This is a genomic window from Bradyrhizobium sp. USDA 372, from assembly GCF_053629095.1.
The window spans coordinates 5,665,657-5,683,712 of the sequence record NZ_JBRJHR010000001.1 but is presented as its reverse complement, the minus strand read 5'-3'; the positions used below and the strand labels follow the sequence as shown (position 1 = coordinate 5,683,712).

At 64.6% G+C, this 18,056-nt stretch carries 19 protein-coding genes; 4 read left to right on the top strand and 15 right to left on the bottom strand.

Annotated features, from left to right (window positions below; genetic code table 11):
* Positions 1–19: 19 nt before the first annotated feature.
* Positions 20–394, bottom strand: a complete 375-nt coding sequence (locus tag AB7M16_RS26565) for a CsbD family protein (protein ID WP_035998251.1) — start codon at positions 392–394, stop codon at positions 20–22.
* A 79-nt stretch (positions 395–473) separates the two neighbouring features.
* The gene (locus AB7M16_RS26560; protein ID WP_453945519.1) at positions 474–1,211 is read right to left on the bottom strand and encodes an SDR family NAD(P)-dependent oxidoreductase; all 738 of its coding nucleotides are present in this window, start codon (positions 1,209–1,211) and stop codon (positions 474–476) included.
* Between the two features lie 100 nt (positions 1,212–1,311).
* On the opposite strand from AB7M16_RS26560, the gene AB7M16_RS26555 reads away from it, so the two are divergent.
* Together AB7M16_RS26555 and AB7M16_RS26550 are read left to right on the top strand one after the other, a co-directional pair.
* The gene (locus AB7M16_RS26555; RefSeq protein WP_453945518.1) at positions 1,312–2,091 is read left to right on the top strand and encodes an SDR family NAD(P)-dependent oxidoreductase; all 780 of its coding nucleotides are present in this window, start codon (positions 1,312–1,314) and stop codon (positions 2,089–2,091) included.
* Between the two features lie 96 nt (positions 2,092–2,187).
* Entirely contained in the window at positions 2,188–3,075 is an 888-nt protein-coding gene (locus AB7M16_RS26550) for a TauD/TfdA dioxygenase family protein (protein ID WP_453945517.1), read from the top strand.
* 188 nt (positions 3,076–3,263) lie between these two features.
* Here AB7M16_RS26550 and AB7M16_RS26545 read toward each other — a convergent pair whose 3' ends face one another.
* Positions 3,264–3,905, bottom strand: a complete 642-nt coding sequence (locus AB7M16_RS26545; RefSeq protein ID WP_172784868.1) for a YqgE/AlgH family protein — start codon at positions 3,903–3,905, stop codon at positions 3,264–3,266.
* A gap of 142 nt (positions 3,906–4,047) precedes the next feature.
* On the opposite strand from AB7M16_RS26545, the gene AB7M16_RS26540 reads away from it, so the two are divergent.
* Positions 4,048–4,887 (top strand): protein-disulfide reductase DsbD domain-containing protein, encoded by an 840-nt coding sequence (locus tag AB7M16_RS26540; protein ID WP_453945516.1) that lies wholly within the window; start codon positions 4,048–4,050, stop codon positions 4,885–4,887.
* A 310-nt stretch (positions 4,888–5,197) separates the two neighbouring features.
* Entirely contained in the window at positions 5,198–6,556 is a 1,359-nt protein-coding gene (locus AB7M16_RS26535) for a flippase (protein WP_453945515.1), read from the top strand.
* A gap of 114 nt (positions 6,557–6,670) precedes the next feature.
* On the opposite strand, the gene AB7M16_RS26530 is transcribed toward AB7M16_RS26535, so the two are convergent.
* The 12 genes from AB7M16_RS26530 to cysG all read right to left on the bottom strand — a co-directional run bounded on the left by AB7M16_RS26530 (position 6,671) and on the right by cysG (position 17,894).
* Entirely contained in the window at positions 6,671–7,459 is a 789-nt protein-coding gene (locus AB7M16_RS26530; RefSeq protein ID WP_453945514.1) for a 3-hydroxybutyrate dehydrogenase, read from the bottom strand.
* Between the two features lies 1 nt (position 7,460).
* Positions 7,461–8,636, bottom strand: coding sequence for a DUF3734 domain-containing protein (locus AB7M16_RS26525; RefSeq protein WP_453945513.1), 1,176 nt, complete (start codon positions 8,634–8,636; stop codon positions 7,461–7,463).
* Between the two features lie 78 nt (positions 8,637–8,714).
* Positions 8,715–9,218, bottom strand: coding sequence for a CAP domain-containing protein (locus tag AB7M16_RS26520; RefSeq protein WP_212254186.1), 504 nt, complete (start codon positions 9,216–9,218; stop codon positions 8,715–8,717).
* A 106-nt stretch (positions 9,219–9,324) separates the two neighbouring features.
* The gene (locus AB7M16_RS26515; RefSeq protein ID WP_260382055.1) at positions 9,325–10,359 is read right to left on the bottom strand and encodes a sulfate/molybdate ABC transporter ATP-binding protein; all 1,035 of its coding nucleotides are present in this window, start codon (positions 10,357–10,359) and stop codon (positions 9,325–9,327) included.
* Complete coding sequence (gene cysW / locus AB7M16_RS26510; RefSeq protein ID WP_260382054.1) at positions 10,349–11,260, bottom strand: sulfate ABC transporter permease subunit CysW; 912 nt, start codon at positions 11,258–11,260, stop codon at positions 10,349–10,351. The genes AB7M16_RS26515 and cysW overlap by 11 nt, the downstream gene beginning before the upstream one ends.
* A 9-nt stretch (positions 11,261–11,269) precedes the next feature.
* Entirely contained in the window at positions 11,270–12,106 is an 837-nt protein-coding gene (gene cysT / locus AB7M16_RS26505; protein WP_172784876.1) for a sulfate ABC transporter permease subunit CysT, read from the bottom strand.
* A 36-nt stretch (positions 12,107–12,142) separates the two neighbouring features.
* On the bottom strand, positions 12,143–13,150 hold the full coding sequence (locus AB7M16_RS26500; RefSeq protein WP_453945511.1) for a sulfate ABC transporter substrate-binding protein: 1,008 nt from the start codon (positions 13,148–13,150) through the stop codon (positions 12,143–12,145).
* Between the two features lie 114 nt (positions 13,151–13,264).
* A complete protein-coding gene (locus AB7M16_RS26495) occupies positions 13,265–13,990 on the bottom strand; it encodes a phosphoadenylyl-sulfate reductase (protein ID WP_212254183.1) in 726 nt (241 codons plus the stop codon).
* Positions 13,987–14,502, bottom strand: a complete 516-nt coding sequence (locus tag AB7M16_RS26490; RefSeq protein WP_172784879.1) for a DUF934 domain-containing protein — start codon at positions 14,500–14,502, stop codon at positions 13,987–13,989. The genes AB7M16_RS26495 and AB7M16_RS26490 overlap by 4 nt, the downstream gene beginning before the upstream one ends.
* The gene (locus AB7M16_RS26485; protein WP_172784880.1) at positions 14,489–16,144 is read right to left on the bottom strand and encodes a nitrite/sulfite reductase; all 1,656 of its coding nucleotides are present in this window, start codon (positions 16,142–16,144) and stop codon (positions 14,489–14,491) included. The genes AB7M16_RS26490 and AB7M16_RS26485 overlap by 14 nt, the downstream gene beginning before the upstream one ends.
* A gap of 11 nt (positions 16,145–16,155) precedes the next feature.
* Positions 16,156–16,473, bottom strand: coding sequence for a DUF2849 domain-containing protein (locus tag AB7M16_RS26480; protein ID WP_172784881.1), 318 nt, complete (start codon positions 16,471–16,473; stop codon positions 16,156–16,158).
* Entirely contained in the window at positions 16,470–17,894 is a 1,425-nt protein-coding gene (cysG, locus tag AB7M16_RS26475; protein ID WP_453945510.1) for a siroheme synthase CysG, read from the bottom strand. Before cysG ends, AB7M16_RS26480 begins: the two co-directional genes overlap by 4 nt.
* Positions 17,895–18,056: the final 162 nt, after the last annotated feature.

Here is an 18,056-nt window from a genome sequence, read left to right as displayed (position 1 = left end):
CCGGAATGACGCACGACAATCAGCCGTAATAGCGCCAGCGTGACGGCGGGCGACGGGCGGGACGCGACATCAGAAGCGCCAGCGCGAAGCCGATACCGCCGGCCACCAGCAGCGCGCCGAGCGGGTTGTCCTGCACCTTCTGCGCGATGGCCTTCGAGCCGTCGCGGAAAGTCTCGCCACTGTTCTCATAGGCGTCCTTGGCATAACCCGCGGCCGTGTCCGTGGCGTCGCGCACGGCATCCTTGGCCTGGCCGTAGAGATTCTGCACCGTGCCCGCGGCTTCCCGCGCCTTGCCCGACGCCTGCGTCTTGGCATCGCCTGCCATGTCGCCGATCGCGCCTTCCGCGCGCCCGGCGTATTCCTTTGCCGATCCAACAATCCGATCCGTGTCCATGATGATCCTCCTCGGTGGTCAGCCGAAGTAACCGATCAGACGCAGCGCGGTTCCTTGGCTTGGCCTACAGAATCTTGGCCTACAGAATCAGGCCGCCATCGACGACCAGCGTCTGGCCGATGATGTAGGACGACAGCGGCGAGGCCAGGAACAGCGCCGCGCCCGCCATGTCGGCCGGCGTGCCCAATCGCCGCAGCGGGATGCGTGCGAGTGCGCCTTCCAGCCGCTTCGGATTGTCGGTCGTCACCTTCGTCATCTTGGTATCGACGAGCCCTGGCGCGATGCCGTTGACGCGGATGCCGTCCTCGGCCCAGGCCTCGCCCAGCGTGCGCGTCAATCCGACCGCACCGGTCTTCGAGGCATTGTAGGCGGGATTGCCCATGGTGGAATGATAGGCCGCAGTCGAGGACACGATGATCAGGGCGCCCTTCGCATCCCGCAACATGGAATGAAAGCGCGTCGCGCAGGCCATCAGACTCATCAGATTGACCTCGACGACCTTGCGGAAACCCGCCATCTCGAATTCGCCGCGGCGGTAGATCACCGCGCCCTGCGCGAGCACCAGGATGTCGAGACGTTCGAACGATGGCTTGAATGCTTCGATGGCATTGGGATTGCTGACGTCGAGCTGCGCGTAAGTAAGACCTTCGAGATCGGAGCCTTCCTCGGCTGAATATTCCGTTGCGTGAGCACGCGTGCCGCAAACCGCAACTGCTGCGCCCTTCCCGCGAAAGGTCTGCGCAATGCCGTTGCCGATGCCGCTGGAACCGCCGACCACCAGCACCTGCTTGCCTGAGAAATCGAGCTCGTTCGCCATTTGCGGCCTCCCCTGGTGTTTTCTGCTTGTTTGACCTGTCTGCGGATCGATGCCAGCCTTGTCAATCATAACAAGAACCAGCTCGGCGCGAGGAAGCAGCATGTCCGACTTCAGGGAGCTCAGCCGGTCCGTGAAGGGCCTCACCGTGCTCGTCACCGGCGCGGCCAGCGGCATGGGGCGCGCCACCGCGCGCATATTCGCTAGCGAAGGTGCGAATGTCGCCGTCACGGATTTCGACGAGCATGGCGCGCAGGACGTCGCCAAGGAGATTGCGGCGAGCGGTGGCGCGGCAAGGGCATGGAAGCTCGATGTCGCCGACGGCGGCGAGATCCAGCGTGTGGTCAGCGATGTCGCCGCGCATTTCGGCGGTCTCGACATCGTCGTCAACAATGCCGGAATCTCGGTGCGTGTCGCGATCGACGATGAGGCCTACGAGGACGCCTGGGCGAAGGGCATCGCCGTGATGCTGACGGCGCATCCGCGCATCATCCGCGCGGCGCTGCCCCACTTGCGCCAATCGAAGAGCCCGCGCATCGTCAACATCGCCTCGACCGAGGCGCTCGGCGCTACCGCCTTGCACAGTCCGTATTCGGCCGCGAAGGGTGGCGTTGTGAGCCTCACCCGCTCGCTTGCCGTGGAGCTCGGCCGCGAGGGCATCACCGTCAACTGCATCTGTCCCGGACCGATCCGCACGGCAATCACCGACCGCATCCCGGAGGAGCACAAGACCATCTACGCCAAGCGCCGCACCGCACTCGGCCGTTACGGCGACCCTGAAGAGGTCGCGCATATGACGCTGAGCCTGTGCCTGCCCGCGGCGTCCTTCCTCACCGGCGCGGTGATCCCGGTCGACGGCGGGCTGATGGCGCGGAACGCGTGAGAGCCATGCGCGCGGCGCGTTGACATCGCCGGATGCGGGAGTCATTTTTTCCACAAACAGAGCGGGAAAACCGCTCGTCAATGCGGGAGGAACGCCATGACCATCGCCATCCGGCAGCTTCAGAAACATTTCGTCGGCGAGGTATCCGGCCTCGATCTGCGCAAGCCGCTCACGCCGGATCAGGCGCGCGAGATCGAGGCCCCCATGGACAAGTACGCCGTGCTCGTCTTCCACGATCAGGACATCACCGACGAGCAGCAGATGGCGTTCGCGCTGAACTTCGGCCAGCGCGAGGAAGCGCGCGGCGGCAACATCACCAAGGCGGATGAACACCGCCTCACCTCGGGCCTGAACGACGTCTCCAACCTCGGCAAGGACGGCAAGCCGCTGCCGAAGGACAGCCGCGCCAATCTGTTCAACCTCGGCAATTGCCTGTGGCACTCGGACAGCTCGTTCCGCCCCATTCCCGCAAAGTTCTCGCTGCTGTCGGCGCGCGTGGTGAACCCGAAGGGCGGCAACACCGAATTCGCCGACATGCGCGCGGCCTATGACGCGCTCGACGACGAGACCAAGGCGGAGATCGAGGACCTCGTCTGCGAGCATTCGCTGATGTATTCGCGGGGATCGCTCGGCTTCACCGAATACACCGACGAAGAGAAGGAGATGTTCAAGCCGGTGCTGCAGCGGCTGGTGCGCACGCATCCCGTGCATCGCCGCAAGTCGCTGTATCTGTCATCGCATGCCGGCAAGATCGTCGGCATGAGCGTGCCCGAGGGGCGGCTGTTGCTGCGCGATCTGAACGAGCACGCCACGCAGCCTGAGTTCGTCTACGTGCACAAATGGAAGCTGCATGACCTCGTGATGTGGGACAACCGCCAGACCATGCACCGGGTCCGCCGCTACGACCAGTCCCAGCCCCGCGACATGCGCCGCGCGACGGTGGCGGGGACGGAGCCGACGGTGCAGCAGCAGGCGGCGGAGTAAGGCGCTGTCGTCGTGGTGAAGGCAGCAACGACAGAGTTGCAGACGACAGGGCGCGGGCGTTTCAACACACTCCGTCATTGCGAGCGAAGCGAAGCAATCCAGAATCCCTCCGCGTCGGGTTTCTGGATTGCTTCGTCGCTTCGCTCCTCGCAATGACGTGGTGGGAGGCCAGCTACACTCAGCGCCAGCTACGCGTGCCCGGCCTCGTTCGAGAGCATGCCGGGATCGATGCCGATCTTCTGCAAGGCGCGGTTGTACTTGTCGTCGACGTCGTCGCCGAAGATCAGATCCGCATCCGCGTCGCAATGCAGCCAGCCGTTGCTCTGGATCTCCGTCTCGAGCTGGCCCGGCGCCCAGCCGGCATAGCCGAGCGCGAGGATGGCGTGCTTGGGGCCGGAGCCGTTGGCGATCGCGCGCAGAATGTCGACCGTCGCAGTCAGGCAGACGCCGTCATCGATCCGCAGCGTCGCGTTCTCGATGTAGAAGTCGCTGGAATGCAGCACGAAGCCACGCCCGGTGTCGACCGGGCCGCCGCGCAGCACCTTCATGCTTTCGGCGTTCTCCGGCAGCTTGATGTGCTCGCCCTTCTTGATGATGCCGAGCTGCTGCAAGAGCTCGGGGAAATCGATGCTGCCGGCGGGATGGTTCACGATGATGCCCATCGCACCTTCCGCCGAATGGGCGCAGAGATAGATCACCGAGCGCTCGAAGCGGGAATCGCCCATCACGGGCATTGCGATCAGGAGCCGGCCGTCGAGATAGCCGGAACTGGGCAACGCGGCGCCCGAGCTGCGGGTGCTTTCGCCCGTCCTCTTGCCTGTGGGAGCCATCGCTCAAGCACTCCGGTTTCAATTCCTATCCTGATGTCAGGCCGGGCGGCTGTCAAATCAAGGCTTGCGGCGACTTGATTCAAGTGCATCCATCACACGCAATTCAATGGTTTGGCCCGGGGCCACCCTGTAAAGACGTGCTATGCTTACGAGAGTTCCCCTGCGTGCGGCGATTGGCGTCGCAACAACCCTGCTCGCGTCGGCGCTGGCCATCGCCGCCCGTGCCGATGACGCCTCGCCTTGGCAGCGCGACGGACATTCCGCGGTGCGGCTGCTGGCGGGATCGCGCAGCGGCGCGGTTTTGCTCGGCGGTATTGCCTTCCAGCTCCAGCCCGGCTGGAAGACCTACTGGCGGTCGCCCGGCGATTCCGGCGTTCCACCCCGGTTCGACTTCTCGAAGTCCGATAATGTCGAAGCGGTGACGGTGATGTGGCCGGCACCGCTGAAATTCGACGACGGCGCGGGCGGTCATTCGATCGGCTATCGCGACCAGGTCGTGCTGCCCCTGCGCATCGTCGCCAAGGCCGCGGACAAGCCGGTGACCTTGCGCGCCGAGATCAACTACGCGGTGTGCGAGAAGCTCTGCATTCCCGTGGAGGCCAGCGCCGAGCTCGGCTTCAACAGCGTCGCCTCGACCGAGGATGCGAACTTGCGCGCCGCGCTCGACACCGTGCCGAAGCCCGCCAATATCGGCGACCCCAACCCGCTCACCATTCGCGACGTCAAGCGTGACGGGCCCAAGAACGTGGTGGTCGACGTGGTGACGCCGGACGGCCGCAAGGTCAATCTGTTCGTGGAAGGCCCGACACCCGATTGGGCGCTGCCGATTCCGGCGCCGGTGCAGCACGGCCCGCCGGGGGTGATGCGCTTCTCGTTCGAGCTCGACGGATTGCCGCCGGGCGCCAAGCCCGAGGGCGCCGCGCTGAAGTTCACGCTGGTCGGGCCGGAGAAGGCGTACGAGTTCAATACGAATTTGGAGTGAGGCCAGGTCAACGCGAGTGAGTTGCTCTGCTGGCGTTCCACGTTCAGCTGTCGTCCCGGGGCGCGCGAAGCGCGAGCCCGGGACCCATAACCACAGGGAGTGGGTTGGCGAAGACTCGGAGTTGCCAGCTCACGCAACAACTTCTCCCTGGGGTTATGGGTCCCGGATCGGCGCGCGCTTGAGGCGCGCTTGTCCGGGACGACACCGCGTTTGGGGTTACGGCACCCCGCCCAACCGAATCTTAACGAATGGTTGCTAGTCCCTCACCTGCCGCTGCAGGTCGCCCTGGGGATTCTTCGAATTGGCCGTGATGGATGCACCACCCGCAACGACCGGACCGGCCGGCCTGATTGCGCGGCTGCGCGCCAAGCTCGCGGGCGGATCGAGCGAGGCGTCGCTGACGCGGCGGCTCGCCGGCACCATCTTCGTCATCCGCGTCATCAGCGCCGGCCTCGCTTATGTCTCGCAGGTGCTGCTCGCGCGCTGGATGGGAACGTCCGATTACGGCATCTACGTCTATGTCTGGACCTGGGTGCTGCTGCTCGGCAGCATGATGGATTTCGGCATCTCGGCCTCGGCGCAAAAAATCATTCCGGAGTACCGCGGCAGCGGCGCGCAAGCGCTGCTGCGCGGGTTTCTCTCCGGCAGCCGCTGGCTGACCTTTGCCGTGTCCACCCTGGTCTCGCTCGGCCTTGCCGGCATCGTCAAATTGCTGTCGCCCTGGATCGATCCGGCCGAGGTGCTGCCGCTCTATATCGGCTGCATGACGCTGCCCGCCTTCGTCGTCGCCAACACACAGGACGGCATCGCGCGCTCGCACGACTGGATGCAGCTCGGCCTGATGCCGCAATTCATCATCCGCCAGGCGCTGATCATCGGCATCACCGCGCTCGCCTTCCTGCTCGGCTATCACCTTGGCGCGGTCGCCGCGATGGTGGCGAGCCTGGGCGCGGTGTGGATCGCGATGGCCGGGCAGATGGTGGTGCTGAACCGCAAGCTCGCCGATCACGTCACACCGGGACCGAAGGTCTATGACGTCAAGGGCTGGCTCGCCGTCTCGCTGCCGATCCTGCTGGTCGAGAGCTTCTACCTGCTATTGTCCTACACCGACGTGCTGGTGTTGCAGCAATTTCGTCCCTCCGACGAGGTCGGCGTCTATTTCGCCGTGGTGAAGACGCTGGCGTTGGTCTCATTCATCCACTACGCGATGTCGGCGACGACGGCGCATCGCTTCGCCGAATACAATGCCAGCGGCGACAAGGCGCGCCTGTCGGCTTACGTCGCGCACGCCATCAACTGGACGTTCTGGCCGTCGCTGGCCGCGACCATCGTGCTGCTCGCGCTCGGCAAGCCGTTGCTGTGGCTGTTCGGACCGCAATTCATGATCGGCTACGACATCATGTTCGTGGCCGCGATCGGCCTCGTGGTCCGCGCCGCCATCGGCCCGGTGGAGCGGCTGCTCAACATGCTCGGCCAGCAGAAGATCTGCGCGCTGGCCTACGCGCTGGCCTTCGTGATGAATGTCGTGCTCTGCATCGCGCTGGTGCCGCGCTACGGCGGCCACGGCGCGGCGGCTGCGACCTCGATCTCACTGAGCTTCGAGACCGTGCTGCTGTTCTGGATCGTGCGGCAGCGGCTGGGGCTGCACGTGCTGGCGTTCGGGAAATAGCGATAGCAATTCGTAGGGTGGGCAAAGCGAAGCGTGCCCACCGCTCTTTCTCAACCGCGGAAAAATGGTGGGCACGGCGCTGACGCGCCTTTGCCCACCCTACGGCCTCGCCTCTTACTCCGCGGTCCAGCCGCCGTCGATCGAGAGGTTGGTGCCGGTGATCTGGGCGGCGTCGTCGCTGCACAGGAACAGCGCTAGCGCGGCGACCTGCTCGGAGGTGACGAACTCCTTGGTCGGCTGCGCATCGAGCAGCACGTCGTTGATGACCTGCTCGCGGGTCAGATTGCGCGCCTTCATCGTGTCGGGGATCTGCTTCTCGACCAGCGGGGTCCAGACATAGCCCGGGCTGATGCAGTTGCAGGTGATCTTGTGGGTCGCGACTTCCAGCGCCACGGTCTTGGTGAGACCGGCGATGCCGTGCTTGGCCGAGACGTAGGCCGACTTGAAGGGCGAGGCCACCAGCGAATGCGCCGACGCCGTGTTGATGATGCGGCCCCACCCCTTCTTCTTCATGCCGGGCACCGCGGCGCGGATGGCGTGGAACGCCGAGGACAAATTGATTGCGATGATCTGGTCCCATTTCTCCGGCGGGAATTCCTCGATCGGCGAGACGAACTGGATTCCGGCGTTGTTGACGAGGACGTCGACCGATCCGAACGACTTCTCGCCGAGCGCGATCATGCCGGCGATCTCGGCGGGCTTGGTCATGTCGGCGGGGGAGTAGACCGCCTTCACGCCGAAATCGTTCTCGATCTTGGCGCGCTCCTTCTCGATGTCCTCCGGCGCGCCGAAACCGTTTATGACGACATTGGCACCGGCGGCGGCGAAGGCGCGTGCGTAAGCGAGCCCGATGCCGCTGGTCGATCCGGTCACGACGGCGTTCTTGCCTGACAGAGTACCCATTCTATTCACTCCTTTTTGCCGGGGGCGCGGTGACGTCCCCCGTGAGATCGTAGGTCACCATGGTCTCGCCGGACTGCGGCCGCTCCAGCCAATCCTTGTGGCGCATCGACAAGTGCACGTCGCGTACGCCGGCTTCCCAATGCTCGACCATGGCGACGTGCGAGAAATCGTAATCCTTGGACGAGGATTCGTAGTTCTTGCTGCGATAGATCAAATGCACCACGGTGACGGTGCTTTCGCGCGACACTTTCGCCAGGAATTCGACGGAAGGATCGTTCCTGAGATAGTCCGGCAATTTGCCGATCAGATCGCGCACGGCCCTGCGGGCGTTGTGCAGCTGCTTGTTCTTGTCGGTGTTCATCCGCGTGCGGCTGGAATAGCGGATGTCCTTCTCGCGCTCGGCGGCCTCCAGCAGCGAGTTCGGCAGGTCGCCGCGCGCGGAAAACAAATCGACCTGGAAGATCAGCATGTCGCGTGCGACCTCGGCATCGAGCACGTAGTCGAGCGGGGTGTTGGAGGCGATGCCGCCGTCCCAATAATGCTCGCCGTCGATGACGACGGAGGGAAAGCCCGGCGGCAGCGCGCCGGAGGCCATGATGTGCTCGGGGCCGATCTTCTTGCCGAGCTTCTTGAACTCGTAATTGTCGAAATATTTGAAATTGCCTGAGGTGACGCCGACCGCGCCGACCGACAGGCGTGTCTTCAGATCGTTGATGCGGTCGAAATCGACGAGACGCTCCAGCGTCTTCTTCAGCGGCGCGGTGTCGTAATAGCTTTCCGCTTCGGGATGCCCCGGCGGCCACAGCGGCGCCGGCGGAATGCGCGGCGTGAAGAAGCCGGGCACGCCGAAGGTCGCGATCAGCGCAGCACTGGTGGAATTGAACAGCTCGCGGCTGTGGTCGCTCTTGCCGACCGGCTTCCACGGCACCGGGGCCGACACCATTTCCCAGAATTCCTTGAGCCGCTCGACGCGGGCGCGCCCCTCGTTGCCGGCGATGATGGCGGCATTGACCGCGCCGATCGAGATGCCGGCGACCCATTCCGGATCGAAGCCGTAGCCGCACAGCGCCTGAAAGGCGCCAGCCTGGTAGGAGCCGAGCGCGCCGCCGCCCTGGAGGACCAGAACGCGTTGCGCATTCGCGGGGACGCTGGCGGATTCCGGGCTATGATCGGTCATATGAGAACAATAGCAAAAGGCTGGCCACCGTGGCGACACTCCGCCGCGGCGTCAATGCATCCCGGGATCAAGTCTGGCTTATCGCGGCTCCGTCGAGGCCAGGATCATGGTCCAGAACACCTTGTATTTGGTGCCTGGAGCATAGCTCGCCGCGATGCCTAATTTTGTGACACCGCCCTTGAGCATGTTGGCGCGGTGCGGAGGCGAGTCGCGCCAGCCGGAAAACGCTTCCGCCAGCGTATGATAGCCGGCCGAAATGTTCTCGACCGCCACCGTGGCAGGATAGGCGCCAGAGGCCAGACGCTTGGCCAGCGGCGCGCGGACGTCGTGGTCCATCTTGTTGGCCGCCGCCATCGCGCCCGACTGGGATTCGGCGAGCCTGGTCAAATCGGGGTCGACCACGACCGTGCCGAGCCCGTTGTTCTGGCGGTATTGCGAGATCATGATCGCAGCCGCCTGGACGTCGAGCTTCGAGCCCGGGACCGCCATGTCGGCATACATCGACGGCTGCTGGACCGGTGCTTCGTTGCCGGCGCAGCCGGCGAGCAGCAACATGATGAGAATTGCGGCCGCAGCGCGCATGAATCGGGCCCCCAAATGAGGGGCCGTTGTTGCATACCAACAATGGCTGAAAGGTGAATATTGAAGAGAATTTGAGCCGTCATTCCGGGGCGGAATGACGGCAGACTTAGCCCGCAAATATCCGGTAGCGACGCGGATTGAGACCGATCGTGTCGCCGGCGCGCAGTTCCTTGTCGCGGGGGGCGTCGATCTCGATGGTCTCGCCGCCGGACAGGGCCACCTCCGCCCGCTGCACCGGGCCGAAATTGCGGACATGCTGGACCGCGCCCTCGAAGGCCCCGCTGCCGGGCGGGCCGACCAGCATGTCATGTCGCCGTACGAACAGCTTTGACGCGCCAGGCGTCAGGCCCTCCGCGGCGAGCTGAAGCGGCCGGTCGCCGAGCCTGATCACGCCGCCTTCGACCTGGACCGGCAACTCGATGGACTCGCCGATAAAGCCGTGAACGAAGGCGCTCGCCGGCGTTTCGTAGACATCGTCAGGCGAGCCGACCTGCTCGATCCGGCCCTTGTCCATCACCACGACGCGATTGGCGACTTCCAGCGCCTCCTCCTGGTCGTGGGTGACGAAGATCGAGGTGACGTTGATCTCGTGATGCAGCGAGCGCAACCATTTGCGCAGCTCTTTCCGGACCTTGGCATCCAGCGCGCCAAAGGGCTCGTCGAGCAGGAGGATGCGCGGCTCGATCGCGAGCGCGCGGGCGAGCGCGATGCGCTGGCGCTGGCCGCCGGAGAGCTGGCTGGGATAGCGGTCGGCGAGCCAGTCGAGCTGCACCAGATCGAGCAGCTCCTTGACCCGCGAGCGGATCGCGGCCTCGTCCTTTCGGACCGCGCGCGGCTGCACGCGGAGGCCAAAGGCAACGTTCTCGAACACCGACATGTGGCGGAACAGCGCATAGTGCTGGAAGACGAAGCCGACGTGACGCTCGCGGGCGCCTTGCGCCAGCGCGTCCTCACCGTTGAAGAAGACTTCGCCCGAGTCCGGCCAGTCGAGGCCGGCGATGATCCGCAGCAAGGTGGTCTTGCCGGATCCGGAGGGGCCGAGCAGCGCCAGCAATTCGCCGTTGTCGACCTTGAGGTCGACGCCGTCGAGAGCGGCAAAGCTGCCGAATTTCTTGACGAGATTCCTGACTTCAATCGTCACTGGCGTCTTGTCCTTCGTCGAGATGACGTTCGAGAATTGTTTTTGCGATGAGCGTGATCAGCGCAAGCATTGCGAGCAGCGAGGCGATCGCGAAAGCGGCGACGAACTGGTATTCGTTGTATAGGATCTCGACCAGAAGCGGCATGGTGTTGGTCTCGCCGCGGATGTGGCCGGAGACGACGGAGACCGCACCGAACTCGCCCATCGCGCGCGCGTTGCAGAGCAGGACGCCGTAGAGCACGCCCCATTTGATGTTGGGCAGGGTGACGCGGAAGAAGGTCTGCAGCCCGGAGGCGCCGAGCGAGATCGCGGCCTCCTCCTCCTGCGTGCCCTGCTCCTGCATCAGGGGAATCAGCGCGCGCGCCACGAAGGGGAAGGTCACGAAGGTGGTGGCAAGCGCGATGCCGGGAACCGCGAACAGGATCTGGATGTCGTGCTCGCGCAGCCAGCTGCCGAAAAAGCCTTGCGCGCCGAACAGCAGCACGAAGACGAGGCCCGAGATTACCGGGCTGACCGAGAACGGCAGGTCGATCAGCGTGATCAGGAAGGTCTTGCCCGGGAACTCGAATTTCGCAATCGCCCAGGCGGCGACGAGGCCGAACACCAGATTGAGTCCGACGGAAATCGCCGCGACGATCAACGTCAGCTTGATCGCCGCCATCGCCTCCGGCTCGGCGAGCGCGGCGAAATAGGCGAGGATGCCGCGGGAGAATGCCTGCGCGAACACGACGACGAGCGGCAGCACGACGAAAACGGTGAGAAACAGCACCGCCAGCGTGATGATGGCGATGCGGACGGTGCGCGGCTCGGTGCGCAAATTGTTCCGCGCTGCCGCCGCGTGAGCGCGTGCCTTCGAGTCGGAGGCCGAGAGCGACACGGAATCTGCGATCTGCATCGTCATGATCCGCCCTCAGCGCGCCGGAATCCGGCTCCGCGCCCAACGCTGGAGCCGATTGACCGTGAAGATGATGACGAAGGAGACGACCAGCATGACCACCGCAATCGCGGTCGCATCGGCGTAGCGGAATTCGGACAGGCGTATCACGATCAAGAGCGGCGCGATCTCGGAGACGTTGGGCAGATTGCCGGCGATGAAGATCACCGAGCCGTATTCACCGACCGCGCGGGCGAAGGCGAGCGCGAGGCCCGTGAGCAGCGCCGGTGCGAGCGAGGGCAGGATCACGCGGACGATGGTCTGCCAGCGGCTGGCCCCCAAGCTGCCGGCTGCCTCCTCGATTTCAGGGTCGAGATCCTGGAGCACCGGCTGCACGGTGCGGACAACAAAGGGAATGCCGATGAAGATCATGGCGACGAAGATGCCGACCGGCGTGAACGCCACCTTGATGCCGAGCGCGGCGAGCGGCGCTCCCAGCCAACCTTTCTCGGCGAACAGCGCCGTCAGCGCGACGCCGGCCACCGCCGTCGGCAGCGCAAACGGCACGTCGACGATGGCATCGAAGATGCGACGGCCGGGGAAGCGGTAGCGCACCAGCGCCCAGACGATGATGCTGCCCATCACCAGGTTGACGCAGGCCGCCGCAAAGGCGAGGCCGAACGAGACGCGGAGCGCGTTCAGGGTGCGGCGGCTGGAGAGGATATTCCAGAACTGCTCGGGGCTGAGCTCGAGCGATCTCAGGAACAGGCCGGCGAGCGGAATCAGGATGATCACGGACAGCCAGGAAAGCGTCAGTCCCATGGTGAGACCGAAGCCCGGCAATGTGCGGCGTCGTGCTGCGAGTGCGCTCACCAGGCCCCCTGCTAAAGCCTCTACGACAGCGCCCGATCAGTTCTTGTAAATCTGATCGAAAACGCCGCCGTCTGCAAAATGTTCCTTCTGTGCCTTGGTCCAGCCGCCGAAGACCTCGTCGATCGTGAACAGCTCGACCTTGGCGAAGGAATTTTCGTACTTTTTGGCGGTCTCGGCATCGCGCGGACGGTAGAAATTGCGCGCGGCGATCTCCTGCCCTTCCTTGGTGTACCAGTATTGAAGGTAGGCGTCGGCCGCGTTGCGGGTGCCCTTTTTGTCGGCAACCTTGTCCACGATCGCGACCGGCGGCTCGGCGAGGATCGACTGCGGCGGTGCAACGATCTGGAATTTTTCGGGACCAAACTCCTTGAGCGCAAGATAAGCCTCGTTCTCCCAGGCGAGCAGCACGTCGCCGACGCCGCGCTCGACAAAGGTCACAGTGGCGCCCCGCGCACCGGTATCCAGCACCGGCACCTGCTGGTAAAGTTTTCCAATAAAGTCCTTGGCCTTGTCGGTCGAGCCGTACTTCTTCTGCGCAAACCCCCAGGCCGCCAGATAATTCCAGCGCGCGCCGCCCGACGTCTTCGGGTTCGGCGTGATGACGGCAACGCCCGGCTTGAGCAGATCGTCCCAGTCCTTGATGCCCTTGGGATTGCCCTTGCGCACCAGGAAGACGATGGTCGAGGTATAGGGTGATGAATTCTGCGGCAGCCGCTTCTGCCAATCCGTCGCGGTGAGACCCTTGTTCGCGATCGCGTCGATGTCATAGGCGAGCGCAAGCGTCACCACATCGGCCTGCAAGCCGTCGATCACCGCGCGTGCCTGCGAGCCGCTGCCGCCGTGCGACTGCTTGATCTCGACGCTCTTGCCGGTTTCCTTCTGATAGGCGGTCGCGAACGCCTTGTTGAACTCGACATAAAGCTCACGCGTCGGGTCGTACGACACGTTCAGCAAATTGATGTCAGCGGCCAGAGCCGAGCCTGCCCAGAACCCCGTCGCGAGCAATCCCGCGGCGAGCGGAACGATACGGCGCATCATGTCCATCTCCATTCACCTCGACGACATCGGCGTCATCGACGGCAGGCATAACTCGTGGCGAAACGCTCTTGTGTCAACGGAACCTGATTTTCTTGTTCGCAGCGTGGCAGCGCGACTGTGCTACGAAGTCTTCATCGTGTGGATGCCGCATTCTGTCTTGGCCCTGCCACGCCAGCGGCCGGCGCGTGCATCCTCGCCCTCAGCCGTTCGGCTGGTGCAAGGCATACACCCAACCGACAGGAATCCTGACGCAGCCAGAGGGTGTCGCGGCAATTTGGCGCGGGAGAAGATCGCCTCGATCTCCTCGCGCGAGACGTTGGCGAAGGGATTGAATTTCAGCCGCGCGCCATCGTCCTCGACGACCGGAATGTCGGCGCGCGCATTGCCCTGGAAACGCTTGCGGCCGTTGAGCCAGGCGTCGAACGGTTTCAGCGCACGCGCCAGCGGCTCGACCTTGCGGATGCGGCAGCAGGCGTCGGGATCGGAGAACCAGAGGTCGCGGTCGGGATCTTCGCGCGACAGCGCCTCCTCGGCGGGCTTGATCGAGCGGACATCCTTCAGGCCCAGCGTCGCAATGAGGGTATCGCGATAGGCCAGCGTCTCCTCGAACAACCAGCCGGTGTCGAGAAAGATCACGGGGATCGCCGGATCGACGTCCGCCATCACCTTCAACAGCGTCGCCGATTCCGTGCCGAAGGAGGACACCAGCGCAAGCTTCTCGCGCCCGACCGTTTTCAGCGCCGCGGCAATGACCTCCGCGGGCGAGGCATCGCGCAGGGCGCGATCGAGCTCGTCCGCCGAAGGCAGCGCAGACACGGGCGAAACCTGTGGCGCGATCGCGTTCACGTGCCGACCCCTTCGGAGTGGCGCAGCTGCATGCGCCGGTGGAGCGCGGTGATGCGGCCATCGCCGGTCGGCTGGTAGAACACCGAATAGCGCTTGGCGGTCTGCATGAAGGCTTCGGCGTCGGCCTGCTTCTTGACCTCGAAGGCATCGAAGCCGGCACGCAACATGAACACGAACTGGTCGCGCAGCACCTGACCGGTCGCGCGCAATTCGCCGCGGTAATTGTAGCGTTCGCGCAGCAGCCGCGCCTGACTGTAGGCCCGTCCGTCACGGAAGGTCGGGAACACCAGCGCGACGGCGGCGATCTTGCCGAGATACGGCACGAGCTCGCTGATGTCGCGACTGTTGGGCCAGATCACGCCGACCTTGCCCGAACGCTTGAGCAAGCCCTCGGCCTCGCCGAGGAAGCGCTCGGCGGGCACCAGGATGTCGCCGCCCTCGGGCAGCGGCGTGTCGACGGCGAGCTTGACAAAGCTGTCATCGACGATCTTTCCGCCGTTAACGAGTGGCATAGACGCGCTCCTTGAAGGGTTCGACGCCGAGGCGCTTCACCGTGTCCATGAACAGCTCTTCCGGCCGCTCGCGCAGCGCGAGATAAGCTTCCACGATGTCCTCGACGACGTCGGCGACCTCGTCGAACTTCACGCCGGGACCGATCAGGGTGCCGAGCGCCGCATTCTCGTCCGCACGGCCGCCGATGGTGATCTGGTAAACCTCCTCGCCGTTCTTCTCGACGCCGAGAATGCCGATATGGCCGACATGGTGATGGCCGCAGGCATTGATGCAGCCGGAGATGTTGATGTGGAGACGGCCGATCAGGTTGGCCAGCTCGTGGTTGGCGAAGCGCCGCGTCAGCTCCTGCGCGATCGGAATCGAGCGCGCGTTCGCCAGCGAGCAATAATCGAGCCCCGGGCACGCGATGATGTCGGTGATCAGATTGACGTTGGGCGTCGCGAGCCCGAGCTTGTCGAGCGCCTTCCACAGCGCCGGCAAATCGCGCTTGGCGACGTGCGGCAGCGCCAGGTTCTGCTCATGGCCGACGCGGATCTCGCCGAAGGAATATTTGTCGGCGAGATCGGCCAGCGCATCCATCTGCTCGGCCGTGGCGTCGCCCGGAGGCCCGCCGGTCGGCTTCAGCGAGATCGTGACGATCGAATAGCCCTGCACCTTGTGCGGCGCCACCGAGTTCTTGCGCCACGCCTCGAAGTCCGGATCGGCCGCGGCCTGGCGCAACTCGTCCGGCATGTGCGGCAGCTTCTCGTAAGGAGGATAGGTGAAGCGCGAGCGGATGTCCTCGATCACCTCGTCGTCGATCTGGAGCGAGGAGTTGCGAATGTGCTGCCACTCGTCCTCGACCTCGCGCGAAAACTTCTCGATGCCGAGCTCGTGCACCAGGATCTTGATGCGCGCCTTGTAGATGTTGTCGCGGCGGCCGTACTGGTTGTAGACGCGCAAGATAGCCTCGATGTAGCTGAGGATGTCGCGTCCGTGCACGAAGTGCTTGATGGTCTTGGCGATGAACGGCGTGCGGCCGAGACCGCCGCCGACGAGAACCTCGAAGCCGGTCTCGTTCTTCTCGTTCTTGATCAGGCGGAGGCCGATGTCGTGGATCTTGATCGCGGCGCGGTCGTGGTCCGAGGCGGTGATCGCGATCTTGAACTTGCGCGGCAGGAACGAGAATTCCGGATGCAGCGTGGTGTGCTGACGGATCAGCTCAGACCAGATGCGCGGATCCTCGATCTCGCCCGGCGCGACGCCGGCCCATTGATCCGAGGTGACGTTGCGCATGTTGTTGCCGGAGGTCTGCATCGCATGGATGCCGACCTTGGCGAGGTCTTCGAGTGCATCCGGCAGCTCGGCGAGCTTGATCCAGTTGAACTGGATGTTCTGCCGCGTGGTGAAGTGGCCATAGCCGCGGTCGTATTTGCGCGCGACATGGGCAAGCGCCCGCATTTGGTTCGTCGCCAGCGTGCCGTAGGGAATCGCGACGCGGAACATGTAAGCGTGCAGCTGCAGATAGACGCCATTCTGCAGACGCAGAATCTTGAACTCGTCCTCGGTGAGCTCTCCGGACAGGCGCCGCTTCACCTGGTCGCGGAACTCCGAGACGCGCTCGTTGACGAGCGTGCGGTCGATTTCGTCGTAAGCGTACATAAGTGCGTGCCTTAAACCTGGGCCGGCTGTCCGATTGTGACGCCGGTGCGGCGAATCTGTTCGCGCAGATTGCCGGGCAGGACTTTGCCATCGTCGCCGATCTCCACCGGCGCGATATAGGGGCCGATGGCGCCGACGTCATCGGCCACGGCTTCCGCAAGCAACGCCTTGGCCTCGTCGGAGTTGCGCACGATGGCGGCTTCCGACAGCTCGGCGGACCAGCTTTTGGCGGCGGTGCGGTAGACCACGATGCCGTCCCAGGTGCGGTTGGCCGTCACCACCGAGGGGCCGGCGATCTTGATCTTCTTCTGTTCGAGCGGAGAGGTCATTCGGCTGCATCCAATAGGTCAGAGATGATTTGCTTGGGAGTCTGGCGGCGAAGCGAACCGGCATGCCGGACCACGTCGCCGATGATGAGGATGGCGGGACCGCCATGGATCCGCCGCACCAGTTCCGGCAGGTCGCGCAGCGTGCCGATCGCGCCTTGGGCCTCGGGTCGCGTGACGCGGGCGAACACGCCGACCGGCGTCTCCGGCGAGCGACCGGCCGCGAACAGGCCGGCGCGCACGGCGGGCGCTGCGGTCACGCCCATGTAGACCACGACGGTCATCTTCGTGTCGGTCAGCGTCGACCAATCCACGTTCTCGGCATCGCGCGACTTGTGCGCGGTGAGAAAGGTGATGCGGGTCGCTTCGTGACGATAAGTGAGCGGCACCTCGAAATCGGCAGCGGCGCCTAGGCCTGCAGTGATGCCGGGAATGATCGAATAGGCGACGCCGGCGGCGCGCAGCGCTTCCACTTCTTCGCCGCCGCGGCCGAACACGAAGGGATCGCCGCCCTTCAGCCGCACGACGCGCTGGCCCGATTGCGCGGCCTCGATCATGCGCTTGTTGATGGCGTCCTGGCCGATGCCGGGCTTGCCGACGCGGCGGCCGACCGCAACGCGCGTGGTGTCGCGGCGAATGCGATCGAGAATCTCGGGCGAGACCAGCTCGTCATGGAAGACGATGTCGGCGTCCTGCAGCGCGCGCAGCGCCTTGATGGTGAGCAGATCCGGATCGCCGGGGCCGGCGCCGACCAGCGCGACCGAGCCTTCCGGCTTGTCGGCGCGCGCGAAGGCGGAGGGATCGGAGATGGCCTTGAGCGATGCGTCCGCTTCGCTCTTGCGGCCGGCGAGCACGGCGGCGCCGATCGGACCGTCGATGACGCGCTCCCAGAAGCGGCGGCGCAGCGGAAACTCGGCGATGCGCTCGTTGATGGACTTGCGGAAGGTGCCGATGAACTCGGCGAGTTCGCCGATGCGCGCCGGCAGCAGCGCCTCGATCGTCTCGCGCACGCGCCGCGCCACCACCGGGGAGGTGCCGCCGGTGCCGACCGCGACCACGACATCGCCGCGATCGACGATGGCCGGAAAGATGAAGTTGGAATGCTCGAGGTCGTCCATGACGTTGACGGGAAGGCCGAGCGACTTGGCGCGAGCCGACATGGCCACACCGACATCGCCCGCGCCCGCGCAGACGACAGCAATGACACCTACGAGATCGGCCGTGAGCGGATCGCTCGCCGCGATCTCGATGCGGGCCGCATCTTCGGAGCCCAGGCCGAGGTCATGATTGCCGTCGATCGCATGCACGCGCAGCCGCGCGCCGGCAGCGGCGAGCACGCGCAGCTTGGCGCGCAAAAGCTCGCCCGCGCCGATGAGAATCACCGGGCCGGCCTTGAGATCGAGAAACACCGGCAAGAACCGCATGCGATACTCGCTTCCCCACAAACGGGGTTGACTGGAATTATTTTCTATATATGTCTCGTTTCGAGCGCGCAAAGAGAAATTTTTTTCTTCTCTTCTGCACCGCAACTATAGAATTTTCGCCTCCAAACGCAAAGTGGCAGAGATGCATCTTCTCAGGACGGA

Bases quoted from the DNA above. Each gene is read 5' to 3' on its own strand.
- AB7M16_RS26565 (WP_035998251.1), bottom strand. From the start codon at position 394: ATGGACACGGATCGGATTGTTGGATCGGCAAAGGAATACGCCGGGCGC.
- AB7M16_RS26560 (WP_453945519.1), bottom strand. From the start codon at position 1,211: ATGGCGAACGAGCTCGATTTCTCAGGCAAGCAGGTGCTGGTGGTCGGC.
- AB7M16_RS26555 (WP_453945518.1), top strand. From the start codon at position 1,312: ATGTCCGACTTCAGGGAGCTCAGCCGGTCCGTGAAGGGCCTCACCGTG.
- AB7M16_RS26550 (WP_453945517.1), top strand. From the start codon at position 2,188: ATGACCATCGCCATCCGGCAGCTTCAGAAACATTTCGTCGGCGAGGTA.
- AB7M16_RS26545 (WP_172784868.1), bottom strand. From the start codon at position 3,905: ATGGCTCCCACAGGCAAGAGGACGGGCGAAAGCACCCGCAGCTCGGGC.
- AB7M16_RS26540 (WP_453945516.1), top strand. From the start codon at position 4,048: ATGCTTACGAGAGTTCCCCTGCGTGCGGCGATTGGCGTCGCAACAACC.
- AB7M16_RS26535 (WP_453945515.1), top strand. From the start codon at position 5,198: ATGGATGCACCACCCGCAACGACCGGACCGGCCGGCCTGATTGCGCGG.
- AB7M16_RS26530 (WP_453945514.1), bottom strand. From the start codon at position 7,459: ATGGGTACTCTGTCAGGCAAGAACGCCGTCGTGACCGGATCGACCAGC.
- AB7M16_RS26525 (WP_453945513.1), bottom strand. From the start codon at position 8,636: ATGACCGATCATAGCCCGGAATCCGCCAGCGTCCCCGCGAATGCGCAA.
- AB7M16_RS26520 (WP_212254186.1), bottom strand. From the start codon at position 9,218: ATGCGCGCTGCGGCCGCAATTCTCATCATGTTGCTGCTCGCCGGCTGC.
- cysW (WP_260382054.1), bottom strand. From the start codon at position 11,260: ATGACGATGCAGATCGCAGATTCCGTGTCGCTCTCGGCCTCCGACTCG.
- AB7M16_RS26500 (WP_453945511.1), bottom strand. From the start codon at position 13,150: ATGGACATGATGCGCCGTATCGTTCCGCTCGCCGCGGGATTGCTCGCG.
- AB7M16_RS26490 (WP_172784879.1), bottom strand. From the start codon at position 14,502: ATGCCACTCGTTAACGGCGGAAAGATCGTCGATGACAGCTTTGTCAAG.
- AB7M16_RS26485 (WP_172784880.1), bottom strand. From the start codon at position 16,144: ATGTACGCTTACGACGAAATCGACCGCACGCTCGTCAACGAGCGCGTC.
- AB7M16_RS26480 (WP_172784881.1), bottom strand. From the start codon at position 16,473: ATGACCTCTCCGCTCGAACAGAAGAAGATCAAGATCGCCGGCCCCTCG.
- cysG (WP_453945510.1), bottom strand. From the start codon at position 17,894: ATGCGGTTCTTGCCGGTGTTTCTCGATCTCAAGGCCGGCCCGGTGATT.